At 64.5% G+C, this 22,197-nt stretch carries 16 protein-coding genes and 3 tRNA genes; 4 read left to right on the forward strand and 15 right to left on the reverse strand.

The genetic code is table 11. The annotated features are described in order from the left end of the window. Position 1: 1 nt before the first annotated feature. Entirely contained in the window at positions 2-322 is a 321-nt protein-coding gene (locus ACT86A_RS07835; RefSeq protein ID WP_445091347.1) for an AAA family ATPase, read from the reverse strand. 332 nt (positions 323-654) lie between these two features. Beyond that, a tRNA-Ala gene (locus tag ACT86A_RS07840) sits at positions 655-727 on the reverse strand. 332 nt (positions 728-1,059) lie between these two features. Between ACT86A_RS07840 and ACT86A_RS07845 the strand changes: the two genes are divergently transcribed. Both ACT86A_RS07845 and ACT86A_RS07850 read left to right on the forward strand, forming a co-directional pair. After that, a tRNA-Ala gene (locus ACT86A_RS07845) sits at positions 1,060-1,132 on the forward strand. Positions 1,133-1,401: 269 nt separating this feature from the next. Further along, complete coding sequence (locus tag ACT86A_RS07850) at positions 1,402-1,608, forward strand: hypothetical protein (protein WP_445091348.1); 207 nt, start codon at positions 1,402-1,404, stop codon at positions 1,606-1,608. Positions 1,609-1,708: 100 nt separating this feature from the next. On the opposite strand, the gene ACT86A_RS07855 is transcribed toward ACT86A_RS07850, so the two are convergent. The 6 genes from ACT86A_RS07855 to ACT86A_RS07880 all read right to left on the reverse strand — a co-directional run bounded on the left by ACT86A_RS07855 (position 1,709) and on the right by ACT86A_RS07880 (position 8,845). Next, entirely contained in the window at positions 1,709-2,953 is a 1,245-nt protein-coding gene (locus ACT86A_RS07855) for an iron-containing alcohol dehydrogenase (RefSeq protein ID WP_445091349.1), read from the reverse strand. Further along, on the reverse strand, positions 2,950-3,990 hold the full coding sequence (locus tag ACT86A_RS07860; protein WP_445091350.1) for an Ldh family oxidoreductase: 1,041 nt from the start codon (positions 3,988-3,990) through the stop codon (positions 2,950-2,952). Before ACT86A_RS07860 ends, ACT86A_RS07855 begins: the two co-directional genes overlap by 4 nt. A gap of 191 nt (positions 3,991-4,181) precedes the next feature. Continuing rightward, positions 4,182-5,564, reverse strand: coding sequence for a hypothetical protein (locus ACT86A_RS07865; RefSeq protein WP_445091351.1), 1,383 nt, complete (start codon positions 5,562-5,564; stop codon positions 4,182-4,184). A 60-nt stretch (positions 5,565-5,624) separates the two neighbouring features. Next, positions 5,625-6,482: an SDR family oxidoreductase gene (locus ACT86A_RS07870; protein ID WP_445091352.1), complete on the reverse strand. Its 858-nt coding sequence runs from the start codon at positions 6,480-6,482 to the stop codon at positions 5,625-5,627. Then, positions 6,479-7,546 carry an alpha/beta hydrolase gene (locus ACT86A_RS07875; RefSeq protein ID WP_445091353.1) on the reverse strand — a complete coding sequence of 356 codons (1,068 nt, stop codon included), beginning with the start codon at positions 7,544-7,546 and terminating at the stop codon, positions 6,479-6,481. The genes ACT86A_RS07870 and ACT86A_RS07875 overlap by 4 nt, the downstream gene beginning before the upstream one ends. Before the next feature lie 234 nt (positions 7,547-7,780). Then, the gene (locus ACT86A_RS07880) at positions 7,781-8,845 is read right to left on the reverse strand and encodes a 2,5-dihydroxypyridine 5,6-dioxygenase NicX family protein (protein ID WP_445091354.1); all 1,065 of its coding nucleotides are present in this window, start codon (positions 8,843-8,845) and stop codon (positions 7,781-7,783) included. 138 nt (positions 8,846-8,983) lie between these two features. On the opposite strand from ACT86A_RS07880, the gene ACT86A_RS07885 reads away from it, so the two are divergent. Both ACT86A_RS07885 and ACT86A_RS07890 read left to right on the forward strand, forming a co-directional pair. Continuing rightward, positions 8,984-9,565: a TetR/AcrR family transcriptional regulator gene (locus ACT86A_RS07885; protein ID WP_445091355.1), complete on the forward strand. Its 582-nt coding sequence runs from the start codon at positions 8,984-8,986 to the stop codon at positions 9,563-9,565. 192 nt (positions 9,566-9,757) lie between these two features. Then, positions 9,758-11,254, forward strand: coding sequence for an NAD-dependent succinate-semialdehyde dehydrogenase (locus ACT86A_RS07890; RefSeq protein ID WP_445091356.1), 1,497 nt, complete (start codon positions 9,758-9,760; stop codon positions 11,252-11,254). A gap of 53 nt (positions 11,255-11,307) precedes the next feature. Here ACT86A_RS07890 and ACT86A_RS07895 read toward each other — a convergent pair. The 7 genes from ACT86A_RS07895 to dnaN form a co-directional block, all read right to left on the reverse strand. Further along, positions 11,308-11,381 (reverse strand) — tRNA-Ile (locus ACT86A_RS07895). Positions 11,382-11,629: 248 nt separating this feature from the next. After that, on the reverse strand, positions 11,630-12,814 hold the full coding sequence (locus ACT86A_RS07900) for a DUF3566 domain-containing protein (RefSeq protein WP_445091357.1): 1,185 nt from the start codon (positions 12,812-12,814) through the stop codon (positions 11,630-11,632). Positions 12,815-12,853: 39 nt separating this feature from the next. Then, a complete protein-coding gene (gene gyrA, locus ACT86A_RS07905) occupies positions 12,854-15,373 on the reverse strand; it encodes a DNA gyrase subunit A (protein WP_445091358.1) in 2,520 nt (839 codons plus the stop codon). 58 nt (positions 15,374-15,431) lie between these two features. Continuing rightward, positions 15,432-17,513 (reverse strand): DNA topoisomerase (ATP-hydrolyzing) subunit B, encoded by a 2,082-nt coding sequence (gene gyrB / locus ACT86A_RS07910; RefSeq protein WP_445091359.1) that lies wholly within the window; start codon positions 17,511-17,513, stop codon positions 15,432-15,434. Positions 17,514-17,965: 452 nt separating this feature from the next. After that, the gene (locus ACT86A_RS07915; protein WP_445091360.1) at positions 17,966-18,535 is read right to left on the reverse strand and encodes a DUF721 family protein; all 570 of its coding nucleotides are present in this window, start codon (positions 18,533-18,535) and stop codon (positions 17,966-17,968) included. Positions 18,536-18,979: 444 nt separating this feature from the next. Further along, positions 18,980-20,227 carry a DNA replication/repair protein RecF gene (gene recF / locus ACT86A_RS07920; protein WP_445091361.1) on the reverse strand — a complete coding sequence of 416 codons (1,248 nt, stop codon included), beginning with the start codon at positions 20,225-20,227 and terminating at the stop codon, positions 18,980-18,982. Positions 20,228-20,470: 243 nt separating this feature from the next. Beyond that, complete coding sequence (gene dnaN, locus ACT86A_RS07925; protein ID WP_445091362.1) at positions 20,471-21,646, reverse strand: DNA polymerase III subunit beta; 1,176 nt, start codon at positions 21,644-21,646, stop codon at positions 20,471-20,473. Positions 21,647-22,197: the final 551 nt, after the last annotated feature.

Consider the following 22,197-nt stretch of genomic DNA (forward strand, 5'->3'; position numbering starts at 1 on the left):
ATCACGAAGTCTGCGCCAGACCCACGATTATGACGTCGAAATCATCGGCCTTATCGGTAATGCAATCGTCGACATGCCGGGAGGGGAACGCCACCAGTTCGAACGGCACTTCGATTCCCCCTCTGACCAGCCGCCGGTGCCAGGAGTAGCCGGTCTGACTGAGCGGGTCGGCGTCGATCACCAGCACCCGCAGTCGATGAACGGAAGCGAAGTAACTCGCCAAGAAGAACGCCGAGGTCGTCTTACCGACGCCGCCCTTGAGATTCCCCAGCGTGATGACCAAAGGCTCGGGCAATTCGAGTGGCGCGACAGAATTCGTCATGGACGGTCCTCCGAGGGTGAGGAGTACATTGCTGTGCGGGGCAAGTCTGGCACAGCGCGACTGGATATCGTCTGATTGCGGCGGCCTGTTGTCGCCGCCGTCGCGGCGCCGCTCGTGTGTCCAATTGGACACACGGATGCTATTCGCGATGAGAGCGCCGGGTCAGCTGGATACCGAACCCAATTGCGGCGACGCATTTCGAGACCATCGCAACCGCAGATGACGCGGGACGTCTGAAGGCCAGTTCTTCGCGATCGTCTCTGCGCGATCATCGACTGGCAGGTTGATCGCACGTTCGATGCCGGCGAGCCGGGCTCGAACCGGTGAGGGAGTGGAGCCTAGGGGAATCGAACCCCTAACCCCTGCCTTGCAAAGGCAGTGCTCTGCCAATTGAGCTAAGGCCCCGGATCAGCGGGTAGTGACCTCGTGCCACGTGTCCCCATCATTGCGCTGGCGCAGCTTCGAGATGCCGAAAAGGACCAGAACCACGACACCAACGGTGAGCAGAATTTTCATGGACCCAGCCTACTGCGCCCGGACGAGGTCGGCTCAGAACGGGTTCGGTCTCCACGCTCCGACGCACGCGATGCGTAACGGGCCGGATGACATCGTCGTGCGAACCCGATGGACGGGCGCTGCCGGCCGTCCGCTTTCGGCGCGAGATCCGCTGTTTTGACCGCATCGCCCCTGAGAAGGTACCGTTTCCAGGCGCTTGTGCAATCCGCGCAGGAGATCACGGGGCCTTAGCTCAATTGGCAGAGCACTGCCTTTGCAAGGCAGGGGTTAGGGGTTCGATTCCCCTAGGCTCCACAACCATCGGGGCAGGTCGAGCGGCTTTTTCCGCTCGGCCGCTCGCGTCGACCAAAGTGGGCGCAAACGCCGACAGAGTCGCCGGATTCGATCCGGCGACGCGGATTCGCACCGCGCCTCACTTCCCTGAAGATCCCCTTGCGTCCGGCTGCTCACCGAGCGGCGCCTGAGCCCGTGCGCCGCCCAGATGTGCCGTTCGAGGTCGGACGACATCGCCGGTGCACACCGGTCCGAATGAGAGCAGACTGGGAATCAGGAGGTCAGTCATCATGCGGCTGCTACAGGGTCTGCTCGGCGTGCTGGTGGGAATCCTCACTGCGATACTCGGCACGGTGCTGGGGATCGTCGCGGCTCTGCTGTGGCTCGTCGGCGCGGTGCTATGCGTGACGGTCATCCTGCTTCCGCTGGGCATCCCCGTTGTGAAGCTTGCCGGCCGTCTGTTCACCCTTGCCCGGCAGCTGATGCATCTCCCCTGATGGACGCGCCGATCTCAGCCTTGGTGCAACGCAGCCGTTCTCCGACCACATCGCGTATGCGCATGACATTCAGCGTTCCAGCCACGCGGTCCCGCGGTATTCAGTAGGGGTGGTCGTCGAGAATGGACATATCACCCGCGTGCGCGGCCGCCGTGATCGCCGCGAGCGAGTCCACACTCAGCTCCCGTGGGTTGTTCTCGACAAGGCGGCGAGCGGTCGATGCCCGCTCGGCGATCCAGGTGTGCATGCCCGGCGCCACACCCAGGTCGGCAAGAGTGGCGGGAATTCCGATCTGCGCCAGGAGCGCTCGCACAGCCTCCACGGCCTGATACGACAGACTCTCCGCATCACCAGTGTCCTCGGCACCCAAGGCGAGAGCGAGTTGAGCGAACTCCGGCACGCGCGCCGGCCGGTTGAACGCCATCACATACGGGAGGAGGGCGCCGATCCCGGCCCCATGCGGCGTGTGGGTCAGCGCGCCCACCGGATATTGCAAGGCATGCGCGGCAGCGGTGCCGCCAGTGCCCAGCGCCAAGCCGCCGGCCAACGCCGCGAATGCCATGTCGTCCCTGGCCGTGCGCAATGTAGCGGCATCGCGGTCACCGATGACGGCGTTGCGCAAGCTCCGCTTCACCGCCCGGACACCCTCCAGCGCATACAGATCCACCAGCGGGCTCTTGCCGATGAAGACGCGTTCCGCCGGCAGCGTGGCGATCGGCTCCCTGCCGACCGCGGTGAACGACTCGATGCAATGCGAGAGCGCATCGGTGCCGGAGACAGCCGTCAGCGACGGCGGCGCCGAGTCGGTGAGTTCGGGATCGCACAGAGCAGCCACCGGGATCAGATGCGGGCTCGAGATGCCGACCTTCATCTCGCGGTTCGTGTCGCTGACGACGGCGACCGGCGTCGCTTCCGACCCGGTCCCCGCCGTGGTGGGAAGTGCGACGACCGGGACCGTCGGCCCTGGAACGGCGAACTCGCCGTAGTAGTCCTGCGGGACGCCGCCGTGTGCGAGCAGCACCGCGAGCACCTTGGCGAAGTCGATCACGCTTCCCCCGCCCACCGCCACGATCACATCCGGCTCGCACTCGATCGACTTCGCGGCCTCGACCACGTCGGCGGCGGGCAGCTCCGCCTGGACCGAGCCGATCAGATACACCGAGGTCCCGTTTTGCTCGAGGAGAGTCTTCAGCTCGATGAAGTCGGCCGCACCGGCCATGCGTTCGTCGGTGACCAGCACCGCGCGCGACGCGCCGTGCGGCAGATGAGCGGGCAACGACCGGCGCACGCCTCGGCCGATCAGGACCGTGGGAGGTTGCCGCAGCAAACCCAGTGGTGCGTTCACTTCAGAGATCCTTTACTCGCGGGTGCGGATGCCAACGTGTGCAGCTCGGCCCACAGGGCGTCCGGTATGGACAGACCGTCGATGAGCGCTCGCCTCCTCCGGGCGGCGCTCCGGTCACCGGGCACACTGACCGGGGTACGCGGATCAGCGGACGGAGAGTTCCGCACGTCGTCGAGATACGCGGCGACAGCGTGCGGGGCACCACGCTGCACCTGGGCGACGATGAAGACATCGCCTTTGGTGCTGAAGTGGTCGTCATCGAGAGTTCCCCGGACATCGCGGCCCAGCGCCGTCTGGGTCAAGGCCGCGACGAGCGCTTCCAGCGCGATGCCCAGCCCGTAGCCCTTCGCTCCGCCGAAGGGTGCGATCGCCCCGTCCTTGGCCCGCTCCGCCTCCAGGGTCGGACGCCCGTCGGCATCCACGGCCCAGCCGGCCTCCAGGGGCCGGCCCGCCGCGGCGTAGGCGTGGATCTTGCCCATCGACACAGCCCCGGTCGCCATGTCGAACACGACCGGGTCGCCTGCGGACGGCACACCGACGGCTATCGGGTTCGTCCCGACCATGGCGCGACGGCCACCCCAGGGGTGTACCAGCGCCTCGCTCGTCGTGGACGCGATCAGCACCTGCCCGCCCGAGGCGACTTTCTCCGCGTAGTGGGCCAGCATGCCGATGTGGTTGTTGTTCTTGATCACCGCCGCTGCCACGCCCGTCGACGCGGCCCGCTCGGTGATCTCCGCCAGCGCGTTGTGGGCGATCACCGCGCCGAAACCGTGTTCGCCATCCACCTCCAGCAAGGCGCTGTGCGTCCAGGTCGATCGCCCCTCGGTCACCGGATCGAGCACCCCCGCGGCGATCCGCCGTACCAGCCGCGGCAATCGCAGCAACCCGTGGGAGGGATGACCACGCAGATCGCCTTCGATCAGAAGGTCGGCCTGCAGCTGCGCGCCCCGGGACGGCGCACCGTGATCTTGTAAGACTTTGATCGCCAGTGTCCGGGCCTCCTGCACCGAAACGGTGATCTCCGGCCTCACCATCATGCGATCACCCCGGATCGAGGTGACAGACCACCGTTCATTTGTGCCTCCAATATTGATGTATGCCGCAATCGTGACGCGACACCGGCCGGTCTCGGACCCGTCGTTCACCCGCGGTGTCGCGACTGATCGTAAATATTTCTTCGTATCTGGTCCGGCTGGTCGGCGCCGGTGCGCGCCGCAGGGGGCCGAATCTATCGACTCAGCGTCTTGTTCACCATTTTGAAATAGGGCGACGGGGCAATCGTTCCACGGATCTCCCTGATCTGGTGTTTGTCAACGCCTGGCCGCGTAGAATTCGGCTCTCCCCAGAGCACCGTAACCTCGGTGCCCGGCTCGGCATACTCGAGGTCGACGATGGCCGGTGAGATCAGCCGATTCGCGTTCGTCGAGAAAGAAAGACACTGCGATATACCGACCTGTTTGCCGTTCTTCAGGATCGCGTCGGACTGGAATGTCGCGTACATCGGATTCGGCAGCTTCATGTACAGCGCACCATTTCCAGGGTCGGTCAGTGCTGAAGCTACGCATGCCATGACGTCATCGCTATTCCACTCCAGCGTAACCCTCTTACGTTTCTGGCGGTCGATCATCGCGCGAACACTCTCTCTCCCCACGAAGTCATGGTCGAGATCGATCAGGGACTTGTAGCCGATTTCGACCGGGTCCACATAATAGTCGCGGATGTCATTACTGAAGAAGCTGCCACCGAGTGATCCGATCGCCTCCAGAGAATCTTTTCCGAGCCATTCGCGATAGAGCTGCATCTCGCTGTTCTCGTAGATGGCGGCCAGCGGCATCGGCATCCAACCCGACTCCTGGGAGGGCGTTGTCATCGCCATGAAGCCCACCTTGCGCAGGCCGTACTGAACGCCGGTCTCCTCGATCGCGGCCCATACGTCCGCCTTGTACTGCCAGGGTCCGTAGATCTCGAATCCCACCTCTCCGGCCATCCCGTGGCGCAATGCGCGGACCGGGCGGCCGGCGATCTCGAACTCGGCGATATCGAAGAACTTCACGTTCGGAAGGCCGCCGTCGGTGACCTCTTGCATCAGGGCAAGTGCGTTCGGGCCCTGAATCTGGATCCGAAACTGTTCGGGGACCCCGTTCCGGCCGTACAGGCTCTCCCGGCGGGTGGCTTCCACGTCCATCCCGCTCTTCTCCGCGTTGTACTGCACCCAATGGATCGCCTGTGGGGCGCCGATGAGCCGAATATGGTCTTCCGACTCCCGGAAACCGATCACGTCCCCGATCAGATACCCGTCCTGCCTGGTGAAGATCAGCTGCTTGGCGCGCATAACGGGATAGGGATCGAGCTTGTTCGTAACCAGGCCGGACAGCAATGCGATGCCATCCTTACCTCGGATATCCAGCTCGGTCATATGGTACGACATGTCGACCAGAGCAACGTGATTCCGCCACGAGCGCATCTCGTCGCGCCAATTCGTATATTCCGGCGCGACATGCGGGAAGACGAATGCGCCGATACTCGAACTGCGCAGTAGATTGAGTGGCCCACCGGCGTCTTGAATCGCCGCCGCCAGGCTGTTGGTCGTATTTTTCTGCAAGGTTTCCACGGAATCAATCCTTTCGAACTTTCGGCGCGCGCCATCTCATACTGCGGTCGCCGCATCAGGTCAACGTCTATCGAGAGTTCTCTGCAGGAATTCCCGGAAGGTCGTCGGCTTGCGGCCCAACATCCACTCCAGGACGTTACTGTTGCTGTGGAGGCCGTATTTGCTGTAGACATCCGACATCGCGGTGAATCCGGCGCGCGCGTACACATCCTCTAATTTGTACAGCGCCAGGAATGTGTCGACGTCCACATGTTCGCATATGGCGTTCGAGCCGGTGACGTCATTGTAGATATCGACCAATTCGCGCGCCGAGAGATATTCCGTTCCCGCCAGCTCGTACGTGGCACCCCTGTGCTTGTCACCTTCGTTGACGATCTTTACGACCACCTCGGCGACATCCATCGGATCGACAAAGGTGAGCTTCGAATCCACCGCATAGTAGGAGCGGTACGTGTTGGCTTTCTGGTCGAAGCCGGACAAGAAGTTGTACATGTAACTCGGCGGCTGGACTATGGTGAAGTTCAGGCCGGCCGACAACCCTTCCAGCATCAGATACTCTTCGATACGCCGCTTTTGTTCGTGGTGCAACAGCACACTCAAACAGGGATGTGCGGCCGAATGTAAGACGAACTGCCCGACGCCCGCGTTCAGTGCTTCGTCGATGAAGTATTTCCCCATGTAGAATTCACTGCCGCTGAACGCGGGGGAAATAAAGATGACCTTGTCGACGGACTGCAGACTCTCCCGAATATCGGAGACCTTGTTCAGGTCGCCGACACAGACGTCCTTGACGCCGATTTCTTTCAGCTCCTCCACCCGGGAACTGGTGCCCATTGCCTTGACGTCGAGGCCATTGTCGACGAGCGTTCGCACGATGTGCCGACCCGCGCGTCCGCTACCGCCTGTCACCAATATCATGCGCGACTCCTCGGCTCAGTGTCTCCGCTGTCCGGCAGCGAACTCGAGCGAGTGTGCTCGAGGATGAACTCCGCCACACGTTCTGTCGCCTGCAGCCCTTCGCTGAGCATCTGCCCGAATACATGCCAGGCATGCGGCATTTCCGGCCACACCTCCAGCGTGCTGTCCACACCCGCGACCTGCAGTTTCTCGTGCAGCCGGTAGGCGTCGTCGAGCAAGCGGTCCGCGCCCCCGATATGGATCAGCATCGGCGGAAAACCCGCCAAATCACCGAACATCGGAGAGGCGAGCGGGTCCCGGGGATCGGCATCCTGCAGATAGCCCTTCGCCGCCCAGTCGTTGAAGCCTTCCGGCACGAAGACGTCACGGTTTCCGTTGGCACGGATCGACTCACTGGAGTTCGTCAGGTCGTACCAACCGGAAATGCCAACGACGCACGCCGGCAACGGAAGCCCTTTGGATTTCGCGATCAGCAGCGCTGACAGCATCAGCGTCGCTCCCGCGGAGTCGCCCGATACCGCTATATCGCTCGGCTCATGGCCGGATTCGAGCAGCCACTCATAGGCGTGAAAGCAGTCCTCGAGACCCGCCGGGAACGGGTTCTCCGGAGCAAGTCGGTAATCGATCACCAGCACCCGCGCCTGGGCCGCACGGCCGATCCGGGAGGCGATTTCGCTATGCGTCCGCGACGATCCGATCATGAACCCGCCCCCGTGGAGGTGGAGCACGATCCTCTTTTCGCTGACGCCCGGCGGGACGACCCAAACCCCCGGTACCCCGTCGCAATCGGCCGGCAGGATCTGCACGTCCTCCGGCACCGGAGTACGAGAGAGCATGATGTCGCCGCCCCTGCGCCGTTTCTCGATCGGCTCAGTGAAATGCGGCCTTGCCCTGAGGAGCTCATAGATTTTTTCGAGTTGTGCCACCGACATAACGAACACTCCCTTGAAGATTCGGACTCGACACGAGTCCGTGACGTCGCAACTACGAGAGGACGGCTTTTCCGAGCAGGCGGAGGCCCCGCCGCCCGAGCCGCGAGCGCGAGCGGGACGAGGTGAGGTCATCGACCCCGTGTGCTTTCTCGATACGGTGCGGGACGATGCCCCCGCCTATGCCGCCGAACCGTGCCACCGCGGGCGCGACGCGCTCGGCATCCGGCCCCGCAGGACACCGAAACTCACCCGGCCCGGCCCGGCCGCCAGCCGCGCGAGCGCGTGTGCGGGCCCCGCCCCGCCAGTCGAGCCGACCTGCTCTCCGGATCCACCGCCCTGTGTTTCAGCTACGAAAAATGTTGTTGCTCAACGGGGTTCGCGGGCCACAATCATTTTCTCGTCGACGAAACGCCCGTGGTCGAGGATCATGTCGCCGTCTAGCATGACCGAGCAGTCCCGCATGGGTATATCGAGATGGCCCTTGGTGTTCCGCGTGCCACCGCCCTGGGTGTTCGGTCCGGTCGAGAACATGAAATTGCCGGCGAAGGCGCGGGCGGCACCGACGTTGCGCTCCGGGTCGTCGCCGTAGAGGGCGAGATTGTCCCAGCGTGCCTGCGGGTTGAGACCCCAGCCCAAGTGCGACACTGCGTGGCCGTCCATGTCACCGGGATGGGCGCGGTTGTCCTCCAGCCAGTGGGTCATCAGCCGCGCGTCGAGCCCGCCTTTGATGTCGCGGACGAAACCGTCGGCGACCTCCACGCGGACCTCCTCGGTGATGTAGCGGTTGTATGGCAACACGATGATGTCGCCCGGGGCGAACACCACGGTGCCGTTGGCAGTCCCCTCATTGGGGAAGGTCAGTGCGTGGCCGGCGCCCCAATGATCGACACGGCCCGGCTCGTCGGCATAGCCGTACTGGACCATGGTCTCGTATTCGCCGATGTCCACGGTCAAGTCGGTCCCGGCGTCGTTCACGACACGCAACGTCTTCGCCCGCTCGAGGCGCTTGCCGGCGTGGATGACCGCCTCCTTGAGCCCCTTGGGAGCCATGCCCTGCTCGAGGTCGTCGGGGTGGTCGACGACGATGAGCACGCGCGTCCCCGCGTCGCGGACCTGCTTCAGCCACCGGGTGAAGAAGGGAACGTGCAGGCACACCAGAAGGTCGGCGGCGGCGAATGCCTCGACCGTCCCCTTGCACGCACCGACCGTCTCGATACCGACCTTGGTCCAGGTCGGTGTGGAGTTGACGCATAGCTCGTAGCCGTTGGCGCCGAGCGTCTCGAGCGCCGCGAACGCCGCGGTGACGTACTCGCGGCGCGCGGTCAGATCGCTCAGCAGCGCCACCGTCTCACCTGGCTTGACCTGACAGAGTTCGAACTCCCGGCGGAAGAGTTCGGCGAGCTTGCTGGGATTGATGGATTGTGGACGCATGATGGCCACTCCTCGGGGAAGGTCGAAGTAACTAAGTTGCTGTTACCTACCTCACAGTGACACTCGAGGAGGGGCGTGTCAATACCGACTGCCAATCGGTATTGTTGCTCGTGAACGCGAAAGGGGTAGCTACGCACCATGGTTCAGGTCAAGAAGCCGGAGGTGCGTGACGCCATCCTCACCGCTGCCGGCAAACTGTTGTCGCAGCGCGGGTACCACGGCACCACGGTCACCGCGATCGCCGCCGACGCGGGCATCACACCATCGACGATCTACTGCTACTACAGCTCGAAGCTCGCGATCGTCTACGCCGTCTTCGTCCCCTGGTTGAATGCCCATATGGCTCGGCTCGAGGCCAAGCTCGCCGGGCTGGACTCGCCGCGCGAACGCTTGCGGGCGATCCTGCTGACGATGTGGCGCGACATTCCCGAGGCCGACAACGGCCTGTTCAACAACTTGGTGCAGGCGGTGGCCATGACGACGGCTCCGACCGACAAGGGCTACGCGCGCGAGCACCTTATCGACTTCGAGGATCGCGTTGCTGCGATGATCGTCGAGACGCTGCCCGAACACCACCGGCATCTCGCTCAGCGCGACATGCTGATCCATACGATTTTCATGGCCGTGGACGGATATGCGATCAATGTCAAATTTCCCGGTTCGACCCCGGTCACCAATGCCGTCGAAGCGATGTGCGATCTCCTCATCGGGAAGGAGTGACGCGTCGGATGCGCGCCGCCGCGCGTCGCCGGTTCACGGTGTGCACCGAGGCCGGGTAGGGCTGCGCCTGCATCGGGCGGTGCTGGACGTGCTGGGCATCCGGCGGTCGATCGAGCGAACCGTGTGCCGGCCGACCGGCGCGCCATGAGAACGGGGAGACCTTCGTGCACGCCATCGCAGAACGGAGAACCAATGACCACTTCTGATCCTGCCCTGTCGGACTTGATTCAGGCCGACCCACGCAAGGTCGCCGTCGCGAACGAAACGATCCGCCTCCTCGGGCTCTCGGTTCAGGGCGAAGAGACGATCTCGGTTAGCGATCCAGCAACCGGGAGAGTTATCGCGCACGTCCCCGATCTGGACGCTCACGGAGCCCTCGCTGCGGTGGACCACGCGGACACTGCCGGCCGAGCATGGGCTCGCACTACACCGCGACAGCGCGCCAACGTCCTCTTCGCTTGGTGGGAGATACTCGTTGCCCACACGGATGAACTCGCACATCTGATTACGCTCGAGATGGGCAAGCCTTTGGCAGAAGCCCGCGCCGAGGTCAAATACGGAAGCGACTTTGTCCGCTGGTATGCGGAAGAAGCTGTCCGGCCGGGCGGTAACTTCCGGGAGGCACCTGATGGTGGAGCCCAGATCCTTACCCGGCGCAGTCCCGTGGGACTCGCCGTCCTGATCACTCCTTGGAACTTTCCGCTCGCGATGGCCACTCGCAAGATCGCGCCTGCGCTCGCCGCAGGCTGTCCCGCGGTGATCAAGCCGGCCATCCTCACCCCACTGACCACCATTTACAGTGTCGAGCTGGCCCGTACAGCGGGCGTCCCGGACGACCTGATCCAGGTCGTCACCACGTCGGATGCAGCGGCCTTCAGTGCGGCGGTCCTTCGAGACAGTCGTGTCCGCAAAGTTTCGTTCACAGGATCGACTCAGGTCGGTCGCACACTGCTGAAGATCGCATCGGACCAGATACTGCGCTCCTCAATGGAGCTCGGCGGTAACGCTGCGCTGATCGTCTTCGACGATGCCGACCTCGAACGGGCTGTCGACGGTGCGTTCGCGGCCAAGATGCGCAACGGTGGTCAGTCCTGCATCGCGGCGAACCGCATGTACGTCCAGGACGGTATTGCCGACGCCTTCGTCGAGGCTCTGTCCGAGCGTCTTGCCGCGGCCCGTGTCGGCCACGGCCTCGGTGATGGAACGGTTCTGGGTCCGCTCATCGACATCCGTGCTGTCGCGCAGATGCAGGCGCTCACCGACGATGCCGTGTCCAAGGGAGCCACGCTCCGAACCGGTGGCGCAACCTATGACAGCGATGGCTACTTCTTCGCTCCCACGCTATTGGACGAGGTTTCCGCGACTGCCGATGTGGCGAAGGTCGAGATTTTCGGCCCGATCGCCGCGATCCAGCGGTTCGTTACCGAAGACGAAGCGGTCGCCCGCGCCAACGCCACTGAGTTCGGCCTGGCTGGATACGTGTTCACCGATAGCCTCGACCGAGCCTTCAATGTCGCTGACAAGCTCGAAACCGGCTTGGTCGGCATCAATCAGGGCGTCCCGTCCAATGCCGCAGCGCCTTTTGGCGGTGTCAAGCAGTCGGGCCTCGGTCGTGAGGGCGGCGCCGAAGGGCTGGAGGAATACCAGAACATCCGCTTCTACAACATTGCCCGTCGCCCCACCCACTGAGTCGATTTCGTGCTCGTTGCGCGCGGTCTCGGGCTTGTTGTCCCTAATATGTGTGGGCCTAGGAGGACTTGAACCTCCGACCTCTTCGTTATCAGCGAAGCGCTCTAACCGCCTGAGCTATAGGCCCGTGTCATGTTCGGCTCGGATTGCCGAGCCGAGAGCAAAGATTACCGGACACCAGCTCGATGAACCAAAACAGCTGGTAGGCGGCTTGCGGTCAACTATGTCCGGCCTACCGGAAGCGATCTGGCCGGGTATTTCCCGTTGGCTGGGTTTGGAGCTTGGTCCGGAGCGGATGCCGAGAACTCCGACAACCAGAACGGCCGGCACCAGCTCGCAGGGGCTGGTACCGGCCGTTCCGGAAGAGGCCGGGAACTAGTCAGGGTCGGCCAGAGTTACCTGGATGCCGCCGACCAGGTCACAGCACTGGTTGTAGATGAAGGTGCCGACGGTGCCGAGCGCGGTGCACAGGACGACGTTGATCAGGCCGATCACGCCCGCGTAGCCGAAGACGGTACCCGCGTCGATCAGCCCTACCGAGCCGGTGTCCTGGGACACCATGTCGGTGAACGTGTTGTTCAGCCGTTCCCACACACCCATGCCCTCGAGCACGATGTACAGCAGGCCGACCGCCAGCATCCACACGAAGAACATCGCCACGCTGATCACCAACGAGATCTTCAGCGTCGACCAGGGATCGATGCGGCGGATCTGCACCGTAGCCCGCAGCGGCTGACCGGAAGCGACCGCGGCGACCGCGACCGGAACCGCCGGTGAGACCGGCGCGGACTGCGGACCGACAGCCTCGGTGGGTGGCAGCGGGTGACGGATCTCGGACAGGTCCGGCATGTCCTTGACCAGCTCCGGCCGCGCAATGCTGCGGGTGGGTCCGTCGATGCCGACGGACTTCACCATTGCCGCTTCCTTGCGTGCCGCCTTGGCCGCGAGGTCCGCGGTGGTACGCGCGTTGGACATGCTGCTGCCGAGACCGACCGAGCCGCTCGAGTTCGGCCGGCCGGTGACCGGCGACTGACCAGGGCGGTACAGGTTGGACTGCGGCTCCCGCTGCGGAAGCTGCGACCACCCGTCCGGATGCGGCGGCTGGCTGCCGTTGCCGGCGGCACCTTCGACCGGCTTTCCGCTGCCCTCGGGCGCGGGCTGCTCGGCCTTGGTGTTTATCCGTACCGTCTGCTGATCGAAGTGGTCCTGGCCGGCGCCGCCGGGCGCCTTGTCCGTCGCCCCCTGCTGCGCCAGGAAATCACCCTGCTGGTCGCGGATCTCGTGCGGCTGGGCATTCGGGTGGTTGGCACCGGGCTGCCCGGCGCCGGGCTGCGGCGCCGGTTGGCCCTGGGGACCACCCGGTTGTCCGCCACCAGGATGACCGCCGGGCTGATGACCGCCCGGCTGGTCGCCACCTGGCCGGCCGCCACCGGACTGACCGTTCTCGGCCGAGGGGACCGGCCGAGGGATCGGCCGCGGCGGAATCGGTGACGGCGCGATCCGCTCGGTCACGCCGTTCGTCTGGTGCCGCTCGTCATTCGGCTGATTCGGAGTGGTCAATGGGAATCCTTAGATCCGTTCGTTGCCGCCGCTGTTGGATTATTTCTCAGAGGAACCTGTGTCGCTGTCGCCGCCGACCTGATCGGGATCGGGTTCGTCGGCATTGCGCGCGATCGCAAGCAAGGTATCGCCCTCTGCGAGGTTCATCAATCGCACGCCCTTGGTCTGCCGTCCAGCCTTACGAACCTGCTTCGCCGCCGTCCGGATGACGCCGCCCACGGAGGTGATGGCATACAACTCATCCTCGTCATCGACGATGAGCGCCCCGACCAGGGTGCCACGTTTCGCGTCGAACTGGATGGTCAATACGCCCTTACCGCCGCGGCCCTGCGGGGTGTACTCCTCGATCGCGGTCCGCTTGGCATAGCCGCCGGACGTCGCGACCAGCAGATATGTGCCGTCACGAACCACGTTGAGCGACAACAGTTCATCACTGTCGTTGAATCGCATACCCTGCACACCTGACGTGGCGCGGCCCATCGGACGCAACGCCTCGTCGGTGGCCGAGAAACGAATGGACTGGCCGAGCGCGGATACCAAGAGCAGGTCATCGTCGGCCGAGCAGAGCACGGCGCCGACCAATTCGTCCTCGTCGCGCAGGTTGACCGCGACGATGCCGCCGCTGCGGTTGGAGTCGAAATCGGTCAGCTTCGACTTCTTCACCAGGCCGTTCCTGGTGGCCAGCACCAGATACGGTGCGTCGTTGTACGACTTGATCTGGATGATCTGGGCGATCTTCTCGTCCGGCTGGAAAGCCAGCAGGTTCGCCACGTGCTGTCCGCGTGCGGTGCGGTTCGCCTCGGGCAGTTCGTAGGCCTTCGCGCGGTAGACGCGGCCCTTGTTCGTGAAGAACAGCAACCAGTCGTGCGTCGAGGTGATGAAGAAGTGCTTGACGATGTCGTCCTGCTTGAGACCGGCGCCCTGCACCCCCTTGCCGCCACGTTTCTGGCTGCGGTAGAGGTCGGTCTTGGTGCGTTTGGCGTAGCCGGTCTCGGTGATGGTGACGACCACGTCCTCGCGGGCGATCAGATCCTCGTCGGCGACATCGCCGTCGGCCGCGACGATCTTGGTCCGCCGCTCGTCGCCGTATCTGTCGACGATCTCCCGCAATTCGTCGCACACGATCGCGCGCTGGCGCTGCGGCTTGTCCAGGATGTCCTTGAGGTCGGCGATCTCGGCCTCGATCTTGGCCAGTTCGTCGATGATCTTCTGGCGCTCCAGGGCAGAGAGGCGACGCAGCTGCATATCCAGGATCGCGGTCGCTTGGATCTCGTCGATGTCCAGCAAGGTCATCAGGCCGGTGCGAGCGGTGTCGGTGTTGGCCGAACGCCGGATCAGCGCGATGACCTCGTCGAGCGCGTCGAGCGCTTTGACCAGGCCGCGCAGGATGTGCGCCCGCTCCTCCGCCTTACGCAGCAGGTATCGCGTGCGCCGGACGATGACGTTCAACTGGTGCTCGACGTAGAGGCGGATCATCTGATCCAGGCGCAGCGTGCGCGGCACACCGTCGACGATCGAGAGCATGTTCGCGCCGAAGCTGGTCTGCAGCTGGGTGTGCTTGTAGAGGTTGTTCAGCACCACCTTGGCGACAGCGTCACGCTTGACCGTGACCACGATCCGCATCCCCGCGCGGTCCGAGGACTCGTCGTGGATGTCGGAGATGCCCGCGATCTTGCCGTCCTTCACCTGCTCGGCGATCGAGTTGATGAAGTTGTCGGTGTTGACCTGGTAGGGCAGCTCCGTGATGACGATGGTGGTGCGGCCCCGGTTGTCCTCTTCGATCTCGACCACACCGCGCATCCGTATCGAGCCGCGCCCGGTGGTATAGGCGTCGTGGATGCCCTGGTTGCCGACGATCAGGCCGTGAGTCGGGAAATCCGGACCCTTCACCCGCTCCATGCACGCCGCCAGCGTCGCTTCCTCGTCGGCGTCGTGATTGTCCAGCGCCCAGTAGATGGCCTCGGCGAGTTCGTTCAGGTTGTGCGGCGGAATGTTCGTCGCCATGCCGACCGCGATGCCGTTGCTGCCGTTCATCAACAGGTTCGGCACCCGGCTCGGGAGCACCGTGGGTTCCTGGGAACGGCCGTCGTAGTTCGGCGTGAAATCGACTGTCTCGTGATCGATCTCGCGCAGCAACTCCATCGCGAGCGGGGTGAGGCGGCACTCGGTGTACCGCATCGCGGCAGCGCCATCGTTGCCGCGGGAACCGAAGTTGCCCTGGCCGTCGACGAGGGGATAACGCAGCGACCACGGCTGGGCCATACGGACCAGGGTGTCGTAGATCGACGCGTCACCGTGCGGGTGATAGTTACCCATGGTCTCGGCGACCGGGCGGGCCGATTTCACGTAGCCACGGTCCGGACGGTAGCCGTTGTCGTACATCGCATAGAGCACCCGGCGATGCACCGGTTTGAGGCCGTCGCGCACGTCGGGCAGCGCGCGACCCACGATCACGCTCATCGCGTAATCGATGTAGCTACTCTGCATCTCGTTCTGAATGTCGACCGGTTCGATACGGTCGCCTGCGCCACCGCTCGGGGGCAGCGTGGTCTCGGTCATGCGGTCTCCTTAGAAGGCCTGGCGTGAAAGGGCCGTGCAGCGAATGAACTCACGCCGGCTATACGTCGAGGAAGCGGACGTCCTTGGCATTGCGGGTGATGAAGCTGCGACGCGCCTCGACGTCCTCGCCCATCAGGACGGAGAACAGCTCATCAGCCGCGGCCGCGTCATCGAGCGTCACTTGACGAAGCACCCGCACCGCCGGGTCCATCGTGGTCTCCCACAGCTCCTTGGCGTTCATCTCGCCGAGACCCTTGTAGCGCTGTACACCGTCGTCCTTGTTGATCTTCTTACCCGCGGCGAGCCCCGCTTCCAGCAGACCATCGCGCTCGCGATCGGAGTAAGCGAACTCCGGGTCGCTACGTTGCCATTTGAGTTTGTACAGCGGCGGCTGCGCGAGGTAGACGTGCCCATGCTCGACCAACGGCCGCATGAACCGGAACAGCAGCGTGAGCAGCAGTGTCGAGATGTGCTGGCCGTCGACATCGGCGTCGGCCATCAGCACGATCTTGTGGTAGCGCAGCTTGGCGATGTCGAACTCGTCGTGGATGCCGGTGCCGAACGCCGTAATGATCGATTGGACCTCGTTGTTCTTGAGCACCCGATCGATACGTGCCTTCTCGACATTGATGATCTTGCCGCGTAGCGGCAGGATCGCCTGGTACATAGAGTCACGGCCGGACTTGGCCGAGCCACCGGCGGAGTCACCCTCGACGATGTAGATCTCGGACTTGTGCGGGTCCTTGGATCGGCAGTCGGCCAGCTTGCCGGGCAGTCCGCCCAGGTCGGTGGCCGACTTGCGGCGGACCAGCTCGCGCGCCTTACGCGCGGCGACGCGGGCCTGCGCCGAGGACACGGCCTTGTTCACGATGGTCTTCGCGTCGGCCGGGTTGGCTTCGAACCAGTGGGCGAGATGTTCGTTGCAGGTGCGCTGCACGAACGATTTCACCTCGGTGTTGCCGAGCTTGGTCTTGGTCTGGCCCTCGAACTGCGGCTCGCCGACCTTGACGCTCACGATGGCGGCCAGGCCCTCCCGGATGTCGTCACCGGTGAGGTTGCCGTCCTTCTCCTTGATGAGCTTCTTGTCCTTCGCGTACTTGTTGACCACGGTGGTCAACGCCGCGCGGAAGCCCTCCTCATGCGTGCCGCCCTCGTGCGTGTTGATGGTGTTGGCAAAGGTGTGCACCGACTCCGAGTAACCGGAGTTCCATTGCATTGCGACCTCGAGCTCATGGCCGGTGCCCTTGCCGGTGAACCCGACGACCGAATTGTGGATGGGCTGCTTGGTCCGATTGATGTGACGGACGAAGTCCTCCAAGCCGCCCGGATAGTGGTAGGTCCTGCTCTTGACCTTGTGCTCGGCGGGCGCGGCGTTCTCGTCCGCGTGCTTGGGCGCCTCGGCGGTTTCACTGACCACCTCGTCGGTGACGTCGGAATCGGAGACGCGCTCATCGGTGAGCTTGATGGTCAGCCCCTTGTTGAGGAACGCCATCTCCTGCAGCCTGCGGGCCACCGTCTCGAAGTTGTACGTGGTGGTCTCGAAGATCTCGGGATCCGCCCAGAAGCGGATCGTGGTGCCGGTCTGCTTGGTCGGCTCACCTTGTGCCAGCTTGCCGGGAGTGGAGTCCTTATACGTCTGGCTCCAGTGATAGCCGTCGCGCTCGACTTCCGCCTCCAGCCGGCTCGACAGCGCGTTGACGACCGAGATGCCGACGCCGTGCAGACCACCGGATACCGCATAGGAATCGGAGTCGAACTTGCCACCCGCGTGCAGCTGGGTCATGACGACCTCGATCGTGGGCACACCCTGGGCGTGCATGGCGACCGGAATACCGCGACCGTCGTCGACGACTTCGACACCACCGTCGGCCAGCAGGGTGACCTCGACCTTCGTCGCATACCCGGCCATCGCCTCGTCGACGGAGTTGTCGACGACCTCCCAGATCAGGTGGTGCAGACCACGCTCACCGGTGGAGCCGATGTACATGCCCGGACGCTTGCGAACCGCCTCGAGGCCCTCGAGAACCGTGATGGAGGAGGCACCATAGTCCTGCTTCCCGGTCGCCTTGGTCGAACCCGATGCGGTGGAGTCTTTGGCAGCCACTGGTCGGTAGCTCTCCTTACTTGCTGGTCCCGGCATACAGCGATCGGACAGCGCACGTGGGACCGTGGTCGTATCTGCTCGAAAATTAGGGTCCACGCGCGGACTGTGCGAAACGCGCCGAAGGTATCGCCGCTAGTTACGTAACCATCCTACTGGTAGACCCAACTTGCAGCGCACCTCCGACACCCCTGACGGCTTCGTGAATGCAAGAAATCGGATCGCGCCGACTCGGTTCTGCCCACTGCCGGTTTTGATCCATCAGGCGTCGGCTGAGAGATGCGTCGGCGACTGCGAACTTCGGGGCCGCCGGCGATCAACGCGCGGTGCCGATCCGGCGCCCGGATCGAAAGTGCCGAAGCAGCTGACCTTCACCCGCCGACAACGGAGCAATGCGGCCGCGCCGGTGCGACGAGTTCGGAGTGGGCGACGCCGAGGTGTTCCACGTGAAACGCGCCGTAGACGTACATCGAGTATCAGATACCGTCCGCCTATCCGTACGTGTCGCGCGGTCCGCGACCCTTGATATGCCGTTCACCCTTGCGCCAGCTCGGTGCGGCAGGTCCGGCGATCTTCAGGGAGGTCACGACGCCCTGGCCGACAGCGGCATTGATCTTCGCGAGGATCTGGCTCTGCAGCATCCGCAACTGGGTGGCCCATGCGGTCGACTCGGCAGCGATACTCAGCACGCCGTCCTTCAACGCGACGGGAGCGGCGTGGGCGGCGATGTCCTCGCCGACGACACTCGCCCACCGGCCGAACACCATTCCCTCAGCAACTTTGCTCGACCAACCGCGGCTCTTCGCGAGCGAGCCGGCCAGCTTGGACAGCAGTTGCGGATCGCGATCATCCGGGCGAGCGCCGGACCACCCGGTACGCCTACGGACGCCGGTCCGCAGCCTGCGCTGCGGCGAGGAACGCCCCTGGCCGACGGACTTACCGCTGGCCCGAGCCGCGGCACGCGCCTCCTCCAGCGCGCGCCGGGCCAGGTCGATTCCGCGCAGCTCAGGCTCGCGGCCTGCGGATTCGGCGGATCCAGGCTCCGCGGGCTGCTCGTTCATCGGCGCTCTCCCTTCGCACGCATTCATTTGTCCCCAGTTTTGATCACTTTGTCCCCAGGGTTTGCCGGCTGTTGCCAAGGGCGTCGATGTGTATCGGGTAACACACCGGATAGTCGGAGCAATTGACCTGATCACCGCCTATCCGAAGAGACTTCCGGGCAAGTTCTTTGATTGCCAATCTGTTGCTGAATGAGTTTTAACTGGGCTCGGGGACATCGAACCGGCCGAGTTTTCCACAGGTCCTGAGAGTCGGGTCTCAGCTAGTGAGAAATCGGGCGGTGGTTGGCGAAGACTGGTCACTGTAGTGGATCGAACTCATGGACACGGAGCCCCGGACCGGGTCTGCGCGCCCACGCCGGTCCTCGGAAAGCTGGATGCGTCACACCTTCGAGATGACTAGAACGCCCGCGTCTCGGGCGAACGGGGGAGACAGCCACGCGCAGGTCAGGGCCCGGCAGGCGTGACCGCATCGTTATGCCGCTCACCGCCCGTATCGAAGCGGTGGTCTGTGCCGTGCGTGGCCCGCTCTTCGGCAGCGAAGCGCGAAATGCGTCCATCAGGTCCTTCTGTGGTCTCTACTCGTAGCTCTAGCGCGGCCAGTTCGGCGGGCACGTCCTCTGGTACGGCCGCCGTGATCAGTACCTGCTCGGCCCCCGCGGCGACCGCTGCCAGCGCGGCGCGGCGACGCCGGTCGAGTTCGGCGAACACGTCATCGAGCAGCAGCACCGGCTCGGCGCCGGTGGCACGCAACAGATCGAACGCGCCCAACCGCAAGGCCAGCGCGAACGACCACGACTCACCATGACTGGCGAAACCCTTCGCGGGCGAGCGCCCGAGCATCAGCTCCAACTCGTCGCGATGCGGGCCGACCAGGCACACTCCACGGTCGAGTTCCTTCGACCGTGCTGCCGCCAGCTCGCGCAGCAGGATCGCCTCGAGCACTTCCGGATCCTCCGGGCGCGGTGACCGTGCCGGATCGAGGAACTCCGGCGGTAACGCCGCGCTGCGATAGGCGATCGACGCAGGCCGCGACTCCGGGGCGATCGAGGCGTAGGACTGCGCGACATACGGGGCCAGGTCGTGCACCAGGCGTAGCCGCTGGGCCAGCAGCACCGAGGCGTGCGCGGCCAAGTGTCCGTCCCACACGTCGAGAGTGCTCAGATCCGTCTTCGATCTGACCTGGCGCCCAGCGGTTTTCAGTAACGCCGACCGCTGGCGTAGCACCCGGTCGTAGTCGCTGCGTTCCGCAGCCAGCCTCGGCAGGCGTGTTGTGCACAACTCGTCCATGAAGCGGCGACGCTCGCCTGGATCGCCGCGCACCAGCGCGAGATCTTCCGGCGCGAACAGCACCGTCTGCAGGATGCCGAGGATTTCGCGGGTCCGGCGGACCGGCGAACGGTTGATCTGCGCACGATTGGCGCTGCCCTGGTTCAGCTCCACATCGATGCGCAGCTGACGGCCGGCGTTGACCACGGTGGCACCGATTCGGGCGCGCTCGGTGCCGGTCCGGATCAGTGGCGCCTCCGTGGCGACACGGTGCGACCCGAGCGTGGCCAGGTAGCCGATCGCCTCGAGCAGGTTGGTCTTGCCGTTGCCGTTCGATCCCAAGAAGACGGACCGGCCTGGGGATAATTCGTGTTCCACGTGCTCCCAGGAGCGGAAGTCACGCAGCGACAGTGCTCGGATGAACATCCGCTATCCCGCCCCTGGCCGGGCTGAAGCGGTTATTTCTGCTGGTGGAAACGGCCCCAGTGCGGGCGCCGTTCGCTGCGGCGCGTGCCACCGCCCTGTGGAACACCTGTGGATAAAGTGCGCGGACCTCCTCGGCGTGACCGAGTCCGCCGGTATCGCTGGCGGTTGTCCAGCGATACGTCCGCTCACCCGCATCGGATCACGCGGCGTGGATCCGCACGGCACCCGATCATGCACCGGCCATCAGCCCGGGAGCCGGACCGGCATCAGCAGGTAGATGTACGGGCTGGACAGCGCTGCGAACGTGCCGGAGTCGAGTACCTCGACCTCTTCCTCGGACGCGGGCAGCAGCACGGCGGGCCTGCTCGGCGTGGTGAAACCGAAGGTGACCCGGTCGGCGTGCAACGCGGACAAGCCGTCGATGAGGTAGCCGGGATTGAACGCGATGGTGAGCGACTCGCCGCGGAAGTCGGCCTCCAACCATTCCTCGGCGCGTCCCGCATCGTCGCCACCCGCGGACAACAGCAGCCCGTCCGAGGAGAACTCCAACCGCACCTGTGCACCGCGCTCGGCGACCAGCGCGACGCGTTTGATGGCGTCGGTGAGCGCGGCGACCGCCAGGGTGGCGATCGAGGTGTGCTCTTTGGGGAGTAGCTGGCGGAACTTAGGGAATTCCGCATCGAGCAGTCGGGTGGTGGTGCGGCGGCCCGCGTTCACGATGCCGAGCAGGCCTTCCGATCCCCCACCGGCGCCCAGCGACAGTTGGACCGGTGCGTCGGAGGGTCCGAGCGTCTTGGCGGCCTCCGACAGCGTCCTTGCCGGGATGAGCACCGAAGTCTCGATATCGGGGCGCGTGGGCTGCCATTCGATGTGCCGGACGGCAAGGCGGAACCGGTCGGTCGCCGCCAGGACGACCTGCGAGCCTTCGATCTCCACGCGAATCCCGGTGAGCATCGGCAGGGTGTCGTCGCGGCCCGCGGCGACGGCGACCTGCCCAACAGCCTCCGCGAAGACCTCGACACTCGCCGCACCCGTCTGTTGCGGCACTTCGGGCAGCTGGGGATAGTCCTCGACCGGCATGGTGGGCAGGGAGAACTTCGCGCTGCCACAGGCGATCAGCACCCGGGTGCCGTCCACCGAGACATCGACGGGCTTATTGGACAACGCCTTGGTGATGTCGGCCAGCAAGCGGCCGGAGACGAGCACCTGGCCGGGGCCCGCGACCTCCGCCGCTACGCGCACCTGCGCGGAGACTTCGTAGTCGAAGCCGGAGACGGTCAGACCGTCCTCATCGGCGACCAGCAGGACACCACCGAGCACCGGAACGGGGGGCCGGGACGGAAGACTGCGTGCCACCCAGGCGACCGAGTCGGCGAAATCCTCGCGGGCGACCCGAAACTTCATGCTCGCAAGCTCCATCGCCCGATCTGTCCTCTCCCGGTTCCGTGATCTGTTGTCGGCTCGTCAGTGTCGGTTCTCGAAGTCGGTTCTCGCAAGGGTTCTGCCGAATCGGCCGCTTTCGCAGTGTGGCACAGGCGACCGACATCAAACCGTACCCGCGTCGGGCGCAGGCACCTAGCCCGACCCTCCGGCGGTACTTGGCGCCGGCTGCCGAACGGTTGCGCAGCGCAGTCACGCAGAGGCGTGCGAGACGCGGTCGGGGTTCGTCCTCGTTCGTCTCCGGAAGGTGTTCGTCTCCAGGAGGTGGCGCGACGCCGAGACGACCATCGGTCAGTCCGCCTCTCCCTGCCGGAAGTCCTGTGCCGCCGACGCGACGATGCTCGACCGACTTTTCCACACACCCTGTTTTGAAGAGAGATCTCTAATGAGAAGAACTGAAGTAGTAGTAGGTCCTGTGGATTCTGTGGAATATGGCCGAATCCGCTGGTCAGCTCGTGTGGTGCCGTGGGGATGACGATGGGGTGTCTCGAGGATGAACACGAGGCGTCTGTGGAGCTTCGCCGGTTGTC

It is taken from the genome of Nocardia glycosmidis (genome assembly GCF_052545115.1).

Excerpts from the sequence above, each read along its gene's own strand:
- ACT86A_RS07835 (WP_445091347.1), bottom strand. The coding sequence starts at position 322 with ATGACGAATTCTGTCGCGCCACTCGAATTGCCCGAGCCTTTGGTCATC.
- ACT86A_RS07860 (WP_445091350.1), bottom strand. The coding sequence starts at position 3,990 with ATGATGGTGAGGCCGGAGATCACCGTTTCGGTGCAGGAGGCCCGGACA.
- gyrA (WP_445091358.1), bottom strand. The coding sequence starts at position 15,373 with ATGACCGAGACCACGCTGCCCCCGAGCGGTGGCGCAGGCGACCGTATC.
- ACT86A_RS07890 (WP_445091356.1), top strand. The coding sequence starts at position 9,758 with ATGACCACTTCTGATCCTGCCCTGTCGGACTTGATTCAGGCCGACCCA.
- ACT86A_RS07885 (WP_445091355.1), top strand. The coding sequence starts at position 8,984 with ATGGTTCAGGTCAAGAAGCCGGAGGTGCGTGACGCCATCCTCACCGCT.
- ACT86A_RS07875 (WP_445091353.1), bottom strand. The coding sequence starts at position 7,546 with ATGACCTCACCTCGTCCCGCTCGCGCTCGCGGCTCGGGCGGCGGGGCC.
- dnaN (WP_445091362.1), bottom strand. The coding sequence starts at position 21,646 with ATGGAGCTTGCGAGCATGAAGTTTCGGGTCGCCCGCGAGGATTTCGCC.
- ACT86A_RS07870 (WP_445091352.1), bottom strand. The coding sequence starts at position 6,482 with ATGATATTGGTGACAGGCGGTAGCGGACGCGCGGGTCGGCACATCGTG.
- ACT86A_RS07915 (WP_445091360.1), bottom strand. The coding sequence starts at position 18,535 with ATGAACGAGCAGCCCGCGGAGCCTGGATCCGCCGAATCCGCAGGCCGC.
- ACT86A_RS07880 (WP_445091354.1), bottom strand. The coding sequence starts at position 8,845 with ATGCGTCCACAATCCATCAATCCCAGCAAGCTCGCCGAACTCTTCCGC.
- recF (WP_445091361.1), bottom strand. The coding sequence starts at position 20,227 with ATGTTCATCCGAGCACTGTCGCTGCGTGACTTCCGCTCCTGGGAGCAC.
- ACT86A_RS07850 (WP_445091348.1), top strand. The coding sequence starts at position 1,402 with ATGCGGCTGCTACAGGGTCTGCTCGGCGTGCTGGTGGGAATCCTCACT.
- gyrB (WP_445091359.1), bottom strand. The coding sequence starts at position 17,513 with ATGCCGGGACCAGCAAGTAAGGAGAGCTACCGACCAGTGGCTGCCAAA.